The sequence below is a fragment of the Pseudomonas sp. ABa2 genome, assembly GCF_056676075.1.
This window is the reverse complement of the sequence record NZ_CM155239.1, coordinates 2,727,254-2,744,619: the sequence shown is the minus strand read 5'-3', so window position 1 is coordinate 2,744,619 and position 17,366 is coordinate 2,727,254. Positions and strand designations below refer to the sequence as shown.

Below are 17,366 nucleotides of genomic sequence, written 5' to 3'. Positions count from 1 at the left end.
GGGAAATCCTATTCACCCTCCGAAGGACTTTCGCACGGTTTCTTTTAAAGCGTTCTTGATTGCATCGCACTCATACATCCAAGTGCTGCGAAGGAGATCATAAATGCTTTCTCCCGTGATGCGTGGGATTTTGTGTTCTTGGATGAATACTTCAACTAGGGTCGGTGGTTGTGTGTTTTTGTCATTCTCATTCGCTGGTGATTTAAGTGAGGTGACCGCTCGAATTGCGGCTGTTTTGGATGGCCAGCCGTTTTTAGGCGCATGTGTGAGAATTAGGTTGGAGATGAATGCTTGCAGAAGCTCATATTTTTTTGTTATGGATTTGCTGTTGGAGCTATTTGTTTTTGAGGTTTTCTCTATTGTCAGGATGTCTAGATCGATAATTGAGTTTGCGACTATCTCTCCACAGCAATAGCTTGCCTTGCAGGCGTACGCCCATGCTTGATTAAGCTTGCTTTCACGGTATGCTTTTGATGCTAGTTCGATGTAGAGCGTGGCGTACTTGATAGATATGGCGAAAGCTGGCCTTGTGATTTTATTCCGGACGTTTTTTTTGTTTGCTTTTTTGCTGTTTGGTTTTTCCTGCTCGCGCTCTACCTCCTTGTTCCATTCAATGATTAATGCTGCGAGATCTGGTTCGCTATCTAGCGTGTTGCGGATGCAGGCTTTCAGTTCGTCGTGGCAGGAAGTGATTACACTGCCGGAGTATAGGTCTTCTAAGATGAGTTCTAATCTGTTCAGGTTCTCTTCAAAGGTTGTGCGGCTTATTTCATTTGGTTCGTCGATAATTATTCTCTCGCGAGGATATTGTGCGAGGAACTGTAAATCCATTTTTAAAATCCTCTAGTGTGATGGTTGTAAGTGTTTGTGAATTGCTGTGCCCTATGGCTTAGTCGGTGTGGTGGAGGTTAATGGTGAAATTTCTACCATTGGATTGGCGTTAAGATGACGTCAAAAGGTCTAGGTGGTTTCCAAGCTTAAGCCAAGCCTCTGCCATTTCGCTCGCATAGCTGTGACGTTGGTAGGTACGCTTAACCTTGTTCTCCTCGGTGTGATTAAGGCAGCGCTCAGCCACTTCAGGAAGGACGCCAAGGGCGGTCATGATTGTGGCTCCGGTTCGTCTCAAATCGTGTGGGGTCCACTTTCCTCCTGGGAGGAGTAGTGCCTGAGCATTAGCGCTCCTATTGCTCAGGATTCGTTGATCTGGCAGGCGTTGTCGATCCCCCAGCTGTTTGGTCACAGTCTTTGGGCAGACTGGGCCGCTATTTTGGACGTTGGGGTAGCACCACTCACTGGAAGAGCTGAATTCGCGGACAGCCTTGAACTGCTGGATGGCGAACGGTGAGAGGGTTACGTTGTGGGCCTTACCGTTTTTGCTTTGCTCTGAAGGGATGTACCAGTTGCCTTTGATAAGGTCGACGTTTTCCCACCGGGCACTCAGCAGTTCGCCGATGCGGCAGCAGGTCGACAAGGCAATCCAGATGGCAGCCTCTGAGGAGGGGAGTAGACCGGCTTGTGGAGTGAGTCTTGCTAACGCGCGGATTTCTTCCTCGCTCAGTACTCGATCTCGTTCGATGTCCTTGCCGCCAATTTTGGCTTTGCGAATGCTCGCAGTCGGATCGTGATCAATCAGGTCCCGGTCTACGGCGAATCGGAACATCTGACGCATCAGGCTGAAGATCATCTTCGCCATCCGGTTGACGCCACGAGCGAGTAGGGCATCCGTTACCTCGGTAATGTGGCCTTTTTTCACATCTTCGACAGCCATTTTGCCGAGGAACGGCAGGACATCTTTCTCGAACATGCGGCGCACCTCTGCGCCGCCGTCCTTGCGGTTGATCAAGTCGACCTTGGCCCAGTGGTCGAACAAATGCTGGACGTTTTTTCTGGCGGCTTGTCGAGCCTGAGCCGCCTCCAAGGCTGCTTTCTCCGCAGCGATTCGTGCACGTTCTGCGTCACGTGCAGCAACACGTGCGGCCTCCTCAGCCTCAAGGTGTTCCTTTACGTCTCTGACACCTGATTTATGAAGCCCAGCGAGCTCTTTAGCTCGTTGGCCAGCTTCGGCGAGTGTCATGGTGCCTTCGGAGCCATCGCGACTATATGTGCCGATGGGGAAGGTGATGCGTTCACTGCTACCGTTGGAGTAACGGAAATAGAAGAGGCGTTCGCCGCTTGGGGTGATGCGGGCCACCAAGCTACCGTGCCCCCAGATGGCGACTTCGCTCAGCCACTTGTCGTTCGTACCAGGTTTGGCAGTCATCTGGCGGTCTGTGATCTTGGCCATTTAGTCCCTTATCCCGTTGCCAATTGGTTGCCAATTGAGAGTCTCTGGTTGCCAATTCGTTGCCAATTGAGATCGGCTTAGTTCGAGTCGTTTCGAGCTATTTTGGACGAGAAAATGGCTGAAGGCCAGTAAAATAGGGGGTTGTAGAGATATGCTTCGGATTGCTCTGGATTCGCTCGCACAGGTTTTTACCTGCATGGGGTGCAAGGGGTAGAGTGTTCGAATCACTCCGTCCCGACCAAAAATCCCTACATCAAAGCCTGGTCAGTGATGACCAGGCTTTTTTGTGTCTGCGAATTCTTTCATCCGCCTCAATACTGTCGGTGCCGATCTGCGGGGCTCGGTAACCAATCCCCCGCAACTGCATCGTGCAATGACAGTTCCCCGTCAGTTGGCGACGCTTGAAATGGCCAAACGTTCTCGACGCACCTGGTCGCCAATTACTGGCAAACTTGCCCATCGTTATTTGCAAGGAGCCAGTCGATGCTCGCCAGCCCGGAGCTTTCCCCCGGTCTTATCGTGATCCACGGCAACCATCTGGAAGAGTTGCGCGCGTTGGCGGTGCAGTGGATGCGTCGTTATCCGCTGCGGCCACTGGAGAACGAGGTGCTGCTGGTGCAGAGCAACGGCATCGCCCAGTGGCTCAAGCTGGCGCTGGCCGAGCGCGAAGGTTGCGGTATCGCCGCGGCGTTGGACGTGGATCTACCGGCTCGTTTTCTCTGGCAGGCCTACCGCGGCGTGTTGGGCAAGGATGCGATACCGTCGCAGTCGCCGCTGGACAAGGCGCCGCTGACCTGGCGCCTGATGCGCCTGTTGCCCGCGCTGCTGGCGGACGACGACTTTGCTCCCTTGCGGCGTTTTCTCGCCGACGACGGCGACCTGCGCAAGCGCCACCAGTTGGCCGAGCGCCTGGCGGATCTGTTCGACCAGTACCAGGTCTATCGCGCCGACTGGCTGGCGGATTGGGCGGCGGGGCACGATCGCCTGCGCACCTCGCGTGGTGGTGAGCGCTTGCTGGACGAGGCCTCGCGCTGGCAGCCGGCCTTGTGGCGGGCATTGCTGGCGGATGTCGGCGCGGAGCACATGGCGGACAGCCGCGCTGGCGTGCATCCGCGCTTCGTCGCGCGTCTGGCCGAGCTGGACGCGCCGCCGCCCGGTCTGCCGCGGCGCATCACCGTCTTCGGTATCTCCTCGCTGCCGGCCCAGGTGCTGGAGGCGCTGGCGGCCATGGCGCGCTTCAGCCAGGTGATGCTCTACGTGCACAACCCCTGCCAGCACCACTGGGGCGACATAGTCGAGGACAAGGATCTGCTGCGCCACGAGTACCGTCGTCAGCAGCGCAAGGGCAAGCCGGCCGGGCAGATCGGCCTGTTCGACCAGGAAGAGATGCACCAGCATGCCCAACCGCTGCTGGCCGCCTGGGGCAAGCAGGGTCGCGACTACATCAACCTGCTCGATCAGTACGACGAGCCGCAGCGCTACCGCGAGCAGTTCGAGCGTATCGACCTGTTCAGTCCGGCGCGCGAGGACAGCCTGCTGGGCCAACTGCAGAACGACATTCTCGATCTGCGCCCGCTGGCGGAAACCCGCACCACCTGGCCGCCGCTGGATCCGGCGCGGGACCGCTCGCTGCGCTTCCACGTCGCCCACGGCGCCCAGCGCGAGGTGGAGGTGCTGCACGACCAGTTGCTGGCCTGCTTCAGCGAGGACCCCACGCTGCGCCCGCGCGACGTGATCGTCATGGTGCCGGACGTGAACACCTACGCGCCGCACATCCAGGCGGTGTTCGGCCAGTTCGCCAGCGACGACCCGCGCTGCATCCCCTTCACCCTGGCGGACCAGGGCCTGCGCGGCAAGGAGCCGCTGCTAATCGCCCTGGAACACCTGTTGCGGTTGCCGGACAGCCGTTTCAGCGTCAGCGAGGTACTCGACCTGCTGGACGTCGCCGCCCTGCGCGCGCGCTTCGGCATCGCGGAAGAGGAGCTGCCGACCCTGCGCCGCTGGCTGGAAGGCGCCGGCATCCGCTGGGGCCTGGATGCCCGCCAGCGCGAATCCCTGGGGCTGGGGACAGGCTTGGAACAGAACACCTGGCGTTTCGGCCTGCGCCGCATGCTCCTGGGCTACGCGGTGGGCGGGGCGGGGGCCTATGCCGGCATCGAGCCCTATGACGAGATCGGCGGCCTCGACGCCGCCCTGATCGGCCCGCTGACCCGTCTACTGGAGGCACTCGAACGCCAGCTGGAAGCGCTGCGTGAACCGGCCAGCCCGGCGCGTTGGGGCGCGCGTTTGCGCGACCTGCTGGAGGGCTTTTTCCTGCCCCAGGACGACCGCGAGGAGGTACTGCGCACTCAGCTGCTGGACGCCCTCGACGCCTGGCTGGCGCTGTGCGAAACCGGCGGCCTGGCAGAGCCGCTGCCGCTGCCGGTGGTGCGCGAAGCCTGGCTCGGCGATCTCGATCAGGGCCGCCTCAGCCAACGCTTTCTCGCCGGCGCGGTGAACTTTTGCACCCTGATGCCGATGCGCGCCATTCCCTTCCGTCACGTCTGCCTGCTCGGCATGAACGATGGCGACTACCCGCGCAGCCAGGCGCCGCTGGACTTTGACCTGATGGCCGGCGACTACCGCCCCGGCGACCGCTCGCGTCGCGAGGACGACCGCTACCTGCTGCTGGAGGCGCTGCTGGCGGCGCGTGAGCGCCTCTATATCAGCTGGGTGGGCCGCAGCATCCGCGACAACAGCGAGCGCCCGCCGTCGGTGCTGATCGGCCAGCTGCGCGACCATCTCGGCGCCGCCTGGAGACTGCTTGGCGGCGGCGACCTGCTGCCTGCGCTGACCACCGAACATCCGCTGCAGCCCTTCAGTCGTCGCTACTTCGGCGCCGAGCCGGGGCTGTTCAGTTACGTCCACGAATGGGCCGCGCTGCATGGCCAGGCCGCGTCCGCCGTGGCCCAGGGGGCGTTGCCGGCCTGGGAGGATGGCCAGCAGATCGGCCCCGAACTGTTGCAGAGTTTCCTCCGTGATCCGGTGAAGTGCTTCTTCACCCGCCGCCTCAAGGTGTTCCTCGATGAAGAGGAGCAGGCCCGGCTGGACAGCGAACCCTTCGCCCTCGACGCGCTGGAACGCTACCAGCTGCAGGAGCGTTTGCTGAAAGCCGCCGTGTTGACCCCGGACGGCGATGCCGAGGACGCCCTGCTGGCGGCCGCCGACCGCCTGCAGCGCAGCGGCGTGCTGCCGCTGGCCGGCTTCGGCGCGCAATACCGCGATGCCTTGCTGGCACCGTTGCCGGCGCAGCTGCAGCGTTATCAGGGGCTCTGCCTGTTGTGGCCGGAGCTGCTGGAGTCGCCGCAGCGACTGAGCTTCAGCGCCGCCGACGTGCAGCTGGACGGCTGGCTCGGCGGCCTGCGGCGCCAGGCCGACGGCAGCCTGGCGCGCCTGGAGCTGCTGCCCGGCGCCCTGGCCAAGGACAAGACCTGGAAGTGGCATCGCCTGCTGCGCCCCTATGTGCTGCACGTGATCGCCGCCGCTTGCGACGCGCCCATCAGCACGCTGTTGGTGGGCGAGGACCAGGCCCTGGTCTTCGAGCCGCTGCCGACCGAGCATGCGGCGCAGCTGCTCGCCGGCTGGCTGCAAGCCTGGAATGCCGGCATGCAGGCGCCGCTGCCGGTGGCGTTGAAGACGTCGCTGGCCTGGCTGCAGGAGGAGAACGACGACAAGGCCAGAGCCGTCTACGAGGGTGGCTACAACCTCAGCGGCGAAGTGGCCGGCAGCGCCAGCCTGGCGCGGCAGTTCCCCGACTACGCGGCGCTGACCGCCGATCGCCAGTTCCCGGTCTGGAGCGAGCGACTGTACCGGCCGCTGCTGCAAAGCCAGCCGATTGCCCTCGAGGAGGATAGGCCATGAGCCCGTCACGACGTCCCCTGGCCCTGAGCTTTCCGCTGCACGGCAGCCGCCTGATCGAGGCCAGCGCCGGTACTGGCAAGACTTTCACCATTTCCGCGCTCTACCTGCGCCTGATCCTCGGCCACGGTGGCGACGCGGCCTTCCGCGAACCCTTGCTGCCGCCGCAGATCCTCGTGGTGACCTTCACCGATGCCGCGACCCGCGAGCTGCGCGACCGTATCCGCGCACGCCTGGTGCAGGCGGCGGCGCTGTTTCGCGGCGACGGCGAGGCCGATGCGCTGCTGCACGAGCTGCGCGCGGACTTCCCCGCGGCCCAGTGGCCCGACTGCGCCCGCCGCCTGGAGTTGGCCGCGCAGTGGATGGACGAGGCGGCCGTCTCCACCATCCATGGCTGGTGCCAGCGCATGCTGCGCGAGCACGCCTTCGACAGCGGCAGCCTGTTCAGCCAGACCCTGGAGACCGACCACAGCGAACTGCTCGCCGAAGTGGTGCGCGACTACTGGCGGCAGCACTGCTATCCGCTGCAGGGCGCGGCGCTGGCGTGGGCGGCGCGTCACTGGGGCGCGCCGGCCAACCTCGGCGCGCGGCTGCGGCCGCTGCTGGGCGAGGAGGGCGCGCCCGGCGACCAACCGCTGGGCGAGCTGCTGGAGCGAGCCCTGGCCGATCGCCAGCGCGAACTGGAGGCCCTCAAGACGCCCTGGCGCATCTGGGCCGACGAGTTGCAGGCGCTGCTGGATGCGGCCGTCGCCGCCAAGCAGGTGGATGCCCGCAAGATCCAGGCGCGCTACTACAACCCCTGGCTGAGCAAGCTGCGCGACTGGGCGAGCGGCGAGGAGGATCGCCTGGAGCTTGGCACCGGCTTCAGCCGCTTGACCCCCGATGGCCTGGCCGAAGCCTGGAAGGGCGCGCCGCCGGCTCATCCCGCACTGGAGGCCATGGCCGTGCTGCCCGAGCGCCTCGCCGCGCTCAGCGATCCGACCGAAACCGCACTGCGCCATGCGGCGGCCTGGGTGCGCCAGGGTTTCGACCGGGAGAAGCGTCAGCGCGCGGAAATGGGCTTCGACGACATGCTCAGCCGTCTGGACGCCGCCCTGCAGGGTGACAACGGCCCGCGCCTGGCCGAGGTGATCCGTCGCCAGTTCCCGGTGGCGCTGATCGACGAATTCCAGGACACCGACCCGCTGCAGTACCGCATCTTCGACACCCTCTATCAGGTGGAGATCAATCGCGACGACTGCGGCCTGTTCATGATCGGCGACCCCAAACAGGCCATCTATTCCTTTCGCGGCGCCGACATCCACACCTACCTGCGCGCCCGGCGTGCCACCACCGGGCGCCACTACAACCTGGAGACGAACTTCCGCTCCAGTGAGGACATGGTGGCGGCGGTGAACGGCGTATTTTTGCGCGCCGAACAGCGCGAGGGCGGGGAGGGGGCCTTCCTGCTGCGCGACGATCTGCCATTTATCGACGTGAGCGCGCAGGGACGCAAGGAGACCTGGACGCTGGACGGCCAGGCGCAACCGGCGCTGAGCCTCTGGCACCTGGCGAGCGACGAGCCGCTGGCCAAGGGCGCCTACCTCGACGCCCTGGCCGGCGCCAGTGCCGCCGAGATCGTGCGCCTGCTGGATCTGGGCCAGCAGGGCCGCGCCGGCTTCAGCGGGGAGGATGGGCTGGTCGCGCTGCGCCCCAGCGATATCGCCGTGCTGGTGCGCGACTTCAACGAGGCCCAGGCCATCCGTGGCGAGCTGGCCGCCCGCGGCGTGCGAAGCGTCTACCTGTCGGACAAGGATTCAGTGTTCGCCGCCCAGGAGGCCCGCGACCTGCTGCTGTGGCTGCGTGCCTGCGCCGAACCGGACCAGGACCGTCCGCTGCGCGCGGCCCTGGCCAGCGCCACCCTGGGCCTGGCGCTGGACGAACTGGAGCGGCTCAATCTCGACGAGCGCATCTGGGAGCGCCGGGTCCTGCAGTTTCGCGACTATCGCCAGCGCTGGCAGCGGCAGGGCGTGCTGCCGATGCTGCGCCAGTTGCTGCAGGACTTCGCCCTGCCGCAGCGGCTGATGGGCCGCGAGGACGGCGAACGGGTGCTGACCAATCTGCTGCATCTGGCCGAGTTGCTGCAGCAGGCCGCCGCCGAGCTGGACGGCGAGCTGGCGTTGATCCGCCACCTGGGCGAGCTGCTGGCCGGCGAGAGCCAGGCCGCCGAGGAGCAGGTGCTGCGCCTGGAAAGCGACGAGGCGCTGGTGCGGGTGGTGACCATCCACAAATCCAAGGGCCTGGAATACCCCCTGGTGTTCCTGCCCTTTATCTGCGCCTTCCGCCCGCTGGACGACAAGCAGCCGCTGCAGGTGCATGACGGCCAGCGCCGGCGCCTGGTGCTCAAGGCCGACGAGGACACCCTGGCGCGGGCCGAGCGCGAGCGGCTGGGCGAGGACCTGCGCCTGCTCTACGTGGCCCTGACCCGCGCGCGCCATGGCTGCTGGCTGGGCGTGGCGGACCTGAAGATCGGCAATGGCAAGAAATCGCGGCTGCACGATTCCGCCCTCGGCTACCTGCTGGGAGGCGGCGTGCCGCTGGCCGCTAGTGCGGATCTTGCCGGCTGGCTAGCGCCATTCGCGGACGCGCCGCGAAGTGCGCTGGCCCCGGTACCGCAAGCCGGCGAGCAGCGCTATCGGGCGTCGGACGACGAACAGTTCGTCCCCCGTTGGCGCACCCCGGCGCGGCGCGCCGCTGAGCACTGGTGGATCGCCTCCTACAGCGCCCTGCGCCTCGACGAGGACGCGCCGGCCAGGGTCAACCGCTACGAAGACGCCGCACCGGACAGCCTGGCCATGCAGAACGCCAGCGACGACGAGAGCTCGGAACTGGCCCTGCCGCCGCTGCCGGCCGCGGCCCAGGGTCTGCATCGCTTTCCCCGCGGCCCCAATCCCGGCACCTTCCTCCACGGGCTGCTGGAAATGGCGGCGCAGGAGGGCTTCGCCCAGCTCGCCGCAGATTCCCTCGCGCTGCGCGAGGCCCTGGCGCGGCGTTGCCAGCGGCGCGGCCTGGAAAGCTGGATCGATCCGCTGCAGCAATGGCTGCAAGGATTGCTGGTGCAGCCGCTGCCGCTTGGCGACGACGAGGCGGTCTGCCTGGCCGAGCTGTCGCAGTACCAGGCGGAGTTGGAGTTCTGGTTCGAGGCTCGGGCGGTCGACGTGCGCCGCCTGGATGAGCTGGTGCAGCGCTGCGAGCTGCCCGGCATCGCCCGGCAACCGCTGCGCGCGGACACCCTGAACGGCATGTTCAAGGGCTTTATCGATCTGGTGTTCGAGCACCAGGGGCGCTACTACGTGGCCGACTACAAGTCCAACTGGCTGGGCGTCGACGATGGCGCCTATACCCACGACGCCATGGCGGCGGCCATGGCCAGCCACCGCTACGACCTGCAGTACGTGCTCTACGTGCTGGCCCTGCACCGACAGCTGCGCCTGCGCCTGGCGGATTACGACTACGACCGTCACCTGGGCGGCGCGCTCTATCTGTTCCTCCGCGCGCCGGCACACGGCGTCTACCTGGCGCGGCCGCCGCGTGAGCTGATCGAGCAGCTCGATGCACTGTTTATGGGTGAAGCCGAGGAGGCCGTGGTATGAGTCCGACCCTGTCGCCGGCGCTGCGCGAGCGCGCCGAACTCTTCGTCCTGCTGGCCGCCTGGAGCGAGCGCGGCTGGCTACGGGAATTGGACCGCGCCCTGGCGCAGTTCCTCGCCGAGCTGGACCCGGATGCCTCGCCGCTGCTGATCCTAGGCACCGCGCTGGCCAGTCATCAACTCGGCCAAGGGCATGTCTGTTTGGATCTGGCGGCGACCCTGGCCAACCCGGACTTCACCCTGTCCCTGCCGCCGGAAGGCGAGGATGCCGAGACCGCGACGCTGCTGCCGTCCCAGGTATTGGCGGGGCTCGAACTGGGTCAGTGGCTGGCGGCCTGCGCCGGCAGTTCGCTGCTGGAGGACCCAGGCGCGCCGCTGGTGTTGGCCGGTTCCTGCCTCTATATGCGGCGTTACTGGGACTACGAGCGCCGCGTGGCGAGCAATATCGCTCAGCGCCTGCAAGCAGGCTCCGCGGCGCCGGCCGATCTCTCGGCGCGTCTGGCCACGCTGTTCCCCGAGCCCCTGATCCTGGCTGGCGAGCGCCTGACCGACTGGCAGAAGCTGGCCTGTGCCCTGGCAGCTCAGGGGCGCTTCACCCTGATCACCGGCGGCCCCGGTACCGGCAAGACCACCACCGTGGTGCGCCTGCTGGCGTTGCTGCAGGAGGCGGCGATGGCCGCCGGGGCACCGCTGCGTCTGAGTCTGGCGGCGCCCACCGGCAAGGCGGCGGCGCGTCTTACCGAGTCCATCGGCGGGCAGGTGGCCTCGCTGCCGGTGGCGGACGCCGTGCGGCAGCAGATTCCCAGTACGGTGACCACGCTGCATCGTCTGCTAGGCAGTCGCCCGGACAGCCGCCACTTCCGCCACGACGCCGGTAACCCGTTGCCGCTGGATGTGCTGGTGGTGGACGAGGCGTCGATGATCGACCTGGAGATGATGGCGAGCCTGCTGGACGCCCTGCCGGCTCATGCGCGGTTGATCCTGCTGGGCGACAAGGATCAGCTCGCCTCGGTGGAGGCTGGGGCGGTGCTGGGCGATTTGTGTCGGGAAGCGGAGGCCGGTGGTTACAGTTCCGCGACCCGCGCCTGGCTGGAGGCGCAGACCGGCGAGCGGATGGCCGATCCGGCGCTGGTACCCGGCGAGCAGGCGCTGGCCCAGCATATCGTCATGCTGCGTCACTCGCGGCGCTTCGCCGGCGCCTCCGGCATAGGTCGCCTGGCCCGTGCGGTGAACCAGGCCGATGCCCAGGCCGCTCGCGCCACCCTGGCGGCCGGCAGCGACGACTTGCATGTGCTGCGTCTTGCCGGCGAGCAGGACCGCGCCCTGGAGCGTCTGCTGCTGGAGGGGCTGGTGGACGGCGAACGCCGAGCCCAGGGCTATGCCCATTACTTGCAGGTGATGCAAGCGGAGCGTCCGGCGCCGGACGCCGATATCCAGGCCTGGGATGGCTGGGCCGGCAGGGTGCTGGCGGCCTTCGATCAGTTCCAGTTGCTTTGCGCGGTACGCAAGGGGCCTTGGGGCGTCGAAACGCTGAACCAGCGCATCGCCCAGGCGCTGCAACGTCGTGGGCTGCTGGAGCAGGAGCATGGCTGGTACGAAGGGCGACCGGTGCTGGTGACCCGCAACGATTACAGCCTGGGGTTGATGAACGGCGATATAGGTATCGCCCTGCGTCTGCCCGAGCCGCCGGAGTTCCCCGGTGCGCCGCTGCGCCAGGTGCTGCGTGTGGTGTTTCCGCGCAACGACGGCAGCGGCGCGTTGCGTCATATCCTGCCGAGCCGGTTGAGCGCGGTGGAGACGGTGTTCGCCATGACAGTGCACAAGTCCCAGGGCTCGGAGTTCGCCCACTGTGCGCTGATCCTCCCGGACAGCCTCAACCCGGTTCTGACCAAGGAACTGGTCTACACCGGCATCACCCGGGCGCGGCATTGGTTCAGCCTGGTGGAGACCCGCGCCGGCATCTTCGAGCAGGCGGTGCTGCGGCGGGTCGAGCGGCGCAGCGGTCTGCGCGAGGCCCTGGAGAGCTGAGGGCGTAATTCTTTTCAGAAAGGTGTTGACGTGCCTTCATCAGGCGGTAGAATGCGCGCCACTTCAGCGCTGAAGCTCTTCTAAAACCTCTTGTTAATCAATGAGTTAAGTTTAAAAGAGGAGTTGCAAGGCTGGATCTGGTGTGTAGAATGTGCGCCGGTCGACGGGGTGGTGGTTGGATCCTGTCGGTGCTTCGGTCGAGTGGATCGAAGGCGGTAAAAGAGGTGGTTGACAGCGGTTTTGAACGCTGTAGAATGCGCCTCCCGCTGACGAGAAGATGTTCGGATCGAAGGCGCAAGCGGTTGAGTAGAAAAGAGTTTCTCTGGAAACAAATTCGAAAAACAGCTTGACGGAAAGATGGGGTGCTGTAGAATGCGCGCCTCGGTTGAGACGAAAGACTTGACCAACTGTTCTTTAACAACTGAATCAAGCAATTCGTGTGGGTGCTTGTGGGGTAAGACTGGTAGTCGACTGATTATCAGCATCACAAGTAACACTCGTGAATTCGAGAGTTTTTTGCGATTGCTGAGCCAAGTTTAGGGTTTTCTCAAAACCCAAGCAGTATTGAACTGAAGAGTTTGATCATGGCTCAGATTGAACGCTGGCGGCAGGCCTAACACATGCAAGTCGAGCGGATGAGAGGAGCTTGCTCCTTGATTTAGCGGCGGACGGGTGAGTAATGCCTAGGAATCTGCCTAGTGGTGGGGGATAACGTTCCGAAAGGAACGCTAATACCGCATACGTCCTACGGGAGAAAGCGGGGATCTTCGGACCTCGCGCCATTAGATGAGCCTAGGTCGGATTAGCTAGTTGGTGAGGTAACGGCTCACCAAGGCGACGATCCGTAACTGGTCTGAGAGGATGATCAGTCACACTGGAACTGAGACACGGTCCAGACTCCTACGGGAGGCAGCAGTGGGGAATATTGGACAATGGGCGAAAGCCTGATCCAGCCATGCCGCGTGTGTGAAGAAGGTCTTCGGATTGTAAAGCACTTTAAGTTGGGAGGAAGGGTATTCACCTAATACGTGAGTATTTTGACGTTACCGACAGAATAAGCACCGGCTAACTTCGTGCCAGCAGCCGCGGTAATACGAAGGGTGCAAGCGTTAATCGGAATTACTGGGCGTAAAGCGCGCGTAGGTGGTTCGTTAAGTTGGATGTGAAAGCCCCGGGCTCAACCTGGGAACTGCATCCAAAACTGGCGAGCTAGAGTACGGTAGAGGGTGGTGGAATTTCCTGTGTAGCGGTGAAATGCGTAGATATAGGAAGGAACACCAGTGGCGAAGGCGACCACCTGGACTGATACTGACACTGAGGTGCGAAAGCGTGGGGAGCAAACAGGATTAGATACCCTGGTAGTCCACGCCGTAAACGATGTCAACTAGCCGTTGGAATCCTTGAGATTTTAGTGGCGCAGCTAACGCATTAAGTTGACCGCCTGGGGAGTACGGCCGCAAGGTTAAAACTCAAATGAATTGACGGGGGCCCGCACAAGCGGTGGAGCATGTGGTTTAATTCGAAGCAACGCGAAGAACCTTACCTGGCCTTGACATGCTGAGAACTTTCCAGAGATGGATTGGTGCCTTCGGGAACTCAGACACAGGTGCTGCATGGCTGTCGTCAGCTCGTGTCGTGAGATGTTGGGTTAAGTCCCGTAACGAGCGCAACCCTTGTCCTTAGTTACCAGCACGTTATGGTGGGCACTCTAAGGAGACTGCCGGTGACAAACCGGAGGAAGGTGGGGATGACGTCAAGTCATCATGGCCCTTACGGCCAGGGCTACACACGTGCTACAATGGTCGGTACAAAGGGTTGCCAAGCCGCGAGGTGGAGCTAATCCCATAAAACCGATCGTAGTCCGGATCGCAGTCTGCAACTCGACTGCGTGAAGTCGGAATCGCTAGTAATCGTGAATCAGAATGTCACGGTGAATACGTTCCCGGGCCTTGTACACACCGCCCGTCACACCATGGGAGTGGGTTGCTCCAGAAGTAGCTAGTCTAACCTTCGGGGGGACGGTTACCACGGAGTGATTCATGACTGGGGTGAAGTCGTAACAAGGTAGCCGTAGGGGAACCTGCGGCTGGATCACCTCCTTAATCGAAGACACCGGCTTTCTCATAAGCTCCCACACGAATTGCTTGATTCATAGTCGAAGACGATGCTGTAACGCGACCCTGTTATAGGTCTGTAGCTCAGTTGGTTAGAGCGCACCCCTGATAAGGGTGAGGTCGGCAGTTCAAATCTGCCCAGACCTACCAATTGCTTGGTGCAGATGATTACGGGGCCATAGCTCAGCTGGGAGAGCGCCTGCTTTGCACGCAGGAGGTCAGCGGTTCGATCCCGCTTGGCTCCACCACTCTCGCGCGTTGCGGTAGCAGAGAAAGAGTTCAGAAATGAGCGCTTCAGGGTAGACCTGGTGAGTGCTGATTTCTGGTCTTTTGACCGGTACGAAAATCGTTCTTTAAAAATTTGGGTATGTGATAGAAGTGACTGATTAATTGCTTTCACTGGCAATTGATCTGGTCAAGGTAAAATTTGTAGTTCTCAAGACGCAAATTTTCGGCGAATGTCGTCTTCACGATTGAGATCGTAACCAGATTGCTTGGGGTTATATGGTCAAGTGAAGAAGCGCATACGGTGGATGCCTTGGCAGTCAGAGGCGATGAAAGACGTGGTAGCCTGCGAAAAGCTTCGGGGAGTCGGCAAACAGACTTTGATCCGGAGATCTCTGAATGGGGGAACCCACCCAGCATAAGCTGGGTATCACACACTGAATACATAGGTGTGTGAGGCGAACCAGGGGAACTGAAACATCTAAGTACCCTGAGGAAAAGAAATCAACCGAGATTCCCTAAGTAGTGGCGAGCGAACGGGGACTAGCCCTTAAGTTGATTTGAGAGTAGCGGAACGCTCTGGAAAGTGCGGCCATAGTGGGTGATAGCCCTGTACGCGAAACTCTCTTGTCAATGAAATCGAGTAGGACGGGGCACGAGAAACCTTGTCTGAATATGGGGGGACCATCCTCCAAGGCTAAATACTACTGACTGACCGATAGTGAACCAGTACCGTGAGGGAAAGGCGAAAAGAACCCCGGAGAGGGGAGTGAAATAGAACCTGAAACCGTATGCGTACAAGCAGTGGGAGCCCACTTTGTTGGGTGACTGCGTACCTTTTGTATAATGGGTCAGCGACTTATATTCAGTGGCGAGCTTAACCGAATAGGGGAGGCGTAGCGAAAGCGAGTCTTAATAGGGCGCTTTAGTCGCTGGGTATAGACCCGAAACCGGGCGATCTATCCATGGGCAGGTTGAAGGTTAGGTAACACTGACTGGAGGACCGAACCGACTACCGTTGAAAAGTTAGCGGATGACCTGTGGATCGGAGTGAAAGGCTAATCAAGCTCGGAGATAGCTGGTTCTCCTCGAAAGCTATTTAGGTAGCGCCTCGTGTATCACTGCTGGGGGTAGAGCACTGTTTCGGCTAGGGGGTCATCCCGACTTACCAAACCGATGCAAACTCCGAATACCGGCAAGTGTCAGCACGGGAGACACACGGCGGGTGCTAACGTCCGTCGTGAAAAGGGAAACAACCCAGACCGTCAGCTAAGGTCCCAAAGTTATGGTTAAGTGGGAAACGATGTGGGAAGGCTTAGACAGCTAGGAGGTTGGCTTAGAAGCAGCCACCCTTTAAAGAAAGCGTAATAGCTCACTAGTCGAGTCGGCCTGCGCGGAAGATGTAACGGGGCTCAAACCATACACCGAAGCTACGGGTTCATCTTAGGATGAGCGGTAGAGGAGCGTTCTGTAAGCCTGTGAAGGTGAGTTGAGAAGCTTGCTGGAGGTATCAGAAGTGCGAATGCTGACATGAGTAACGACAATGCGAGTGAAAAACTCGCACGCCGAAAGACCAAGGTTTCCTGCGCAACGTTAATCGACGCAGGGTTAGTCGGCCCCTAAGGCGAGGCAGAAATGCGTAGTCGATGGGAAACGGGTTAATATTCCCGTACTTCTAGTTACTGCGATGGAGGGACGGAGAAGGCTAGGCCAGCACGGCGTTGGTTGTCCGTGTTTAAGGTGGTAGGCTGGTTTCTTAGGTAAATCCGGGAGATCAAGGCCGAGAGCTGATGACGAGCGTTCTTTTAGAATGCGAAGTGGTTGATGCCATGCTTCCAGGAAAAGCTTCTAAGCTTCAGGTAACTAGGAACCGTACCCCAAACCGACACAGGTGGTTAGGTAGAGAATACCAAGGCGCTTGAGAGAACTCGGGTGAAGGAACTAGGCAAAATGGCACCGTAACTTCGGGAGAAGGTGCGCCGGTGAGGGTGAAGCATTTACTGCGTAAGCCCATGCCGGTCGAAGATACCAGGCCGCTGCGACTGTTTATTAAAAACACAGCACTCTGCAAACACGAAAGTGGACGTATAGGGTGTGACGCCTGCCCGGTGCCGGAAGGTTAATTGATGGGGTTAGCGCAAGCGAAGCTCTTGATCGAAGCCCCGGTAAACGGCGGCCGTAACTATAACGGTCCTAAGGTAGCGAAATTCCTTGTCGGGTAAGTTCCGACCTGCACGAATGGCGTAACGATGGCGGCGCTGTCTCCACCCGAGACTCAGTGAAATTGAAATCGCTGTGAAGATGCAGTGTATCCGCGGCTAGACGGAAAGACCCCGTGAACCTTTACTATAGCTTTGCACTGGACTTTGAGCTTGCTTGTGTAGGATAGGTGGGAGGCTTTGAAGTGGGGACGCCAGTTCTCATGGAGCCATCCTTGAAATACCACCCTGGCAACCTTGAGGTTCTAACTCTGGTCCGTTATCCGGATCGAGGACAGTGTATGGTGGGTAGTTTGACTGGGGCGGTCTCCTCCCAAAGAGTAACGGAGGAGTACGAAGGTGCGCTCAGACCGGTCGGAAATCGGTCGTAGAGTATAAAGGCAAAAGCGCGCTTGACTGCGAGACAGACACGTCGAGCAGGTACGAAAGTAGGTCTTAGTGATCCGGTGGTTCTGTATGGAAGGGCCATCGCTCAACGGATAAAAGGTACTCCGGGGATAACAGGCTGATACCGCCCAAGAGTTCATATCGACGGCGGTGTTTGGCACCTCGATGTCGGCTCATCACATCCTGGGGCTGAAGCCGGTCCCAAGGGTATGGCTGTTCGCCATTTAAAGTGGTACGCGAGCTGGGTTTAGAACGTCGTGAGACAGTTCGGTCCCTATCTGCCGTGGACGTTTGAGATTTGAGAGGGGCTGACCTTAGTACGAGAGGACCGGGTTGGACGAACCTCTGGTGTTCCGGTTGTCACGCCAGTGGCATTGCCGGGTAGCTATGTTCGGAAAAGATAACCGCTGAAAGCATCTAAGCGGGAAACTTGCCTCAAGATGAGATCTCACTGGAGCCTTGAGCTCCCTGAAGGGCCGTCGAAGACTACGACGTTGATAGGTGGGGTGTGTAAGCGCTGTGAGGCGTTGAGCTAACCCATACTAATTGCCCGTGAGGCTTGACCATATAACACCCAAACAATC

The 17,366-nt window shown here is 61.3% G+C and carries 5 protein-coding genes, 2 tRNA genes and 2 rRNA genes; 7 read left to right on the top strand and 2 right to left on the bottom strand.

All coding sequences use genetic code 11. The annotated features are described in order from the left end of the window. Positions 1-12: 12 nt before the first annotated feature. Complete coding sequence (locus AC1G9C_RS13320) at positions 13-831, bottom strand: hypothetical protein (protein ID WP_480407799.1); 819 nt, start codon at positions 829-831, stop codon at positions 13-15. Between the two features lie 109 nt (positions 832-940). Then, positions 941-2,284: a tyrosine-type recombinase/integrase gene (locus tag AC1G9C_RS13315; RefSeq protein ID WP_480407798.1), complete on the bottom strand. Its 1,344-nt coding sequence runs from the start codon at positions 2,282-2,284 to the stop codon at positions 941-943. A gap of 483 nt (positions 2,285-2,767) precedes the next feature. On the opposite strand from AC1G9C_RS13315, the gene recC reads away from it, so the two are divergent. From recC to AC1G9C_RS13280, 7 genes are all read left to right on the top strand, one after another. Next, entirely contained in the window at positions 2,768-6,184 is a 3,417-nt protein-coding gene (recC, locus tag AC1G9C_RS13310; RefSeq protein WP_480407797.1) for an exodeoxyribonuclease V subunit gamma, read from the top strand. Continuing rightward, entirely contained in the window at positions 6,181-9,813 is a 3,633-nt protein-coding gene (gene recB / locus AC1G9C_RS13305; RefSeq protein WP_480407796.1) for an exodeoxyribonuclease V subunit beta, read from the top strand. Before recC ends, recB begins: the two co-directional genes overlap by 4 nt. Beyond that, positions 9,810-11,837 carry an exodeoxyribonuclease V subunit alpha gene (gene recD, locus AC1G9C_RS13300; RefSeq protein ID WP_480407795.1) on the top strand — a complete coding sequence of 676 codons (2,028 nt, stop codon included), beginning with the start codon at positions 9,810-9,812 and terminating at the stop codon, positions 11,835-11,837. The genes recB and recD overlap by 4 nt, the downstream gene beginning before the upstream one ends. 566 nt (positions 11,838-12,403) lie before the next feature. Further along, positions 12,404-13,939 (top strand): 16S ribosomal RNA (locus tag AC1G9C_RS13295). Between the two features lie 85 nt (positions 13,940-14,024). After that, a tRNA-Ile gene (locus AC1G9C_RS13290) sits at positions 14,025-14,101 on the top strand. A 22-nt stretch (positions 14,102-14,123) separates the two neighbouring features. After that, positions 14,124-14,199 (top strand) — tRNA-Ala (locus tag AC1G9C_RS13285). A gap of 258 nt (positions 14,200-14,457) precedes the next feature. Then, positions 14,458-17,349, top strand: a 23S ribosomal RNA gene (locus AC1G9C_RS13280). The 16S and 23S rRNA genes sit together here with 2 tRNA genes alongside, the layout of an rRNA operon. The last annotated feature ends 17 nt before the right edge of the window (positions 17,350-17,366 follow it).

What these genes read in the sequence shown, in the direction of transcription:
- recD (WP_480407795.1), top strand. Translation starts at nt 9,810, where the DNA reads ATGAGTCCGACCCTGTCGCCGGCGCTGCGCGAGCGCGCCGAACTCTTC.
- AC1G9C_RS13315 (WP_480407798.1), bottom strand. Translation starts at nt 2,284, where the DNA reads ATGGCCAAGATCACAGACCGCCAGATGACTGCCAAACCTGGTACGAAC.
- recB (WP_480407796.1), top strand. Translation starts at nt 6,181, where the DNA reads ATGAGCCCGTCACGACGTCCCCTGGCCCTGAGCTTTCCGCTGCACGGC.
- recC (WP_480407797.1), top strand. Translation starts at nt 2,768, where the DNA reads ATGCTCGCCAGCCCGGAGCTTTCCCCCGGTCTTATCGTGATCCACGGC.
- AC1G9C_RS13320 (WP_480407799.1), bottom strand. Translation starts at nt 831, where the DNA reads ATGGATTTACAGTTCCTCGCACAATATCCTCGCGAGAGAATAATTATC.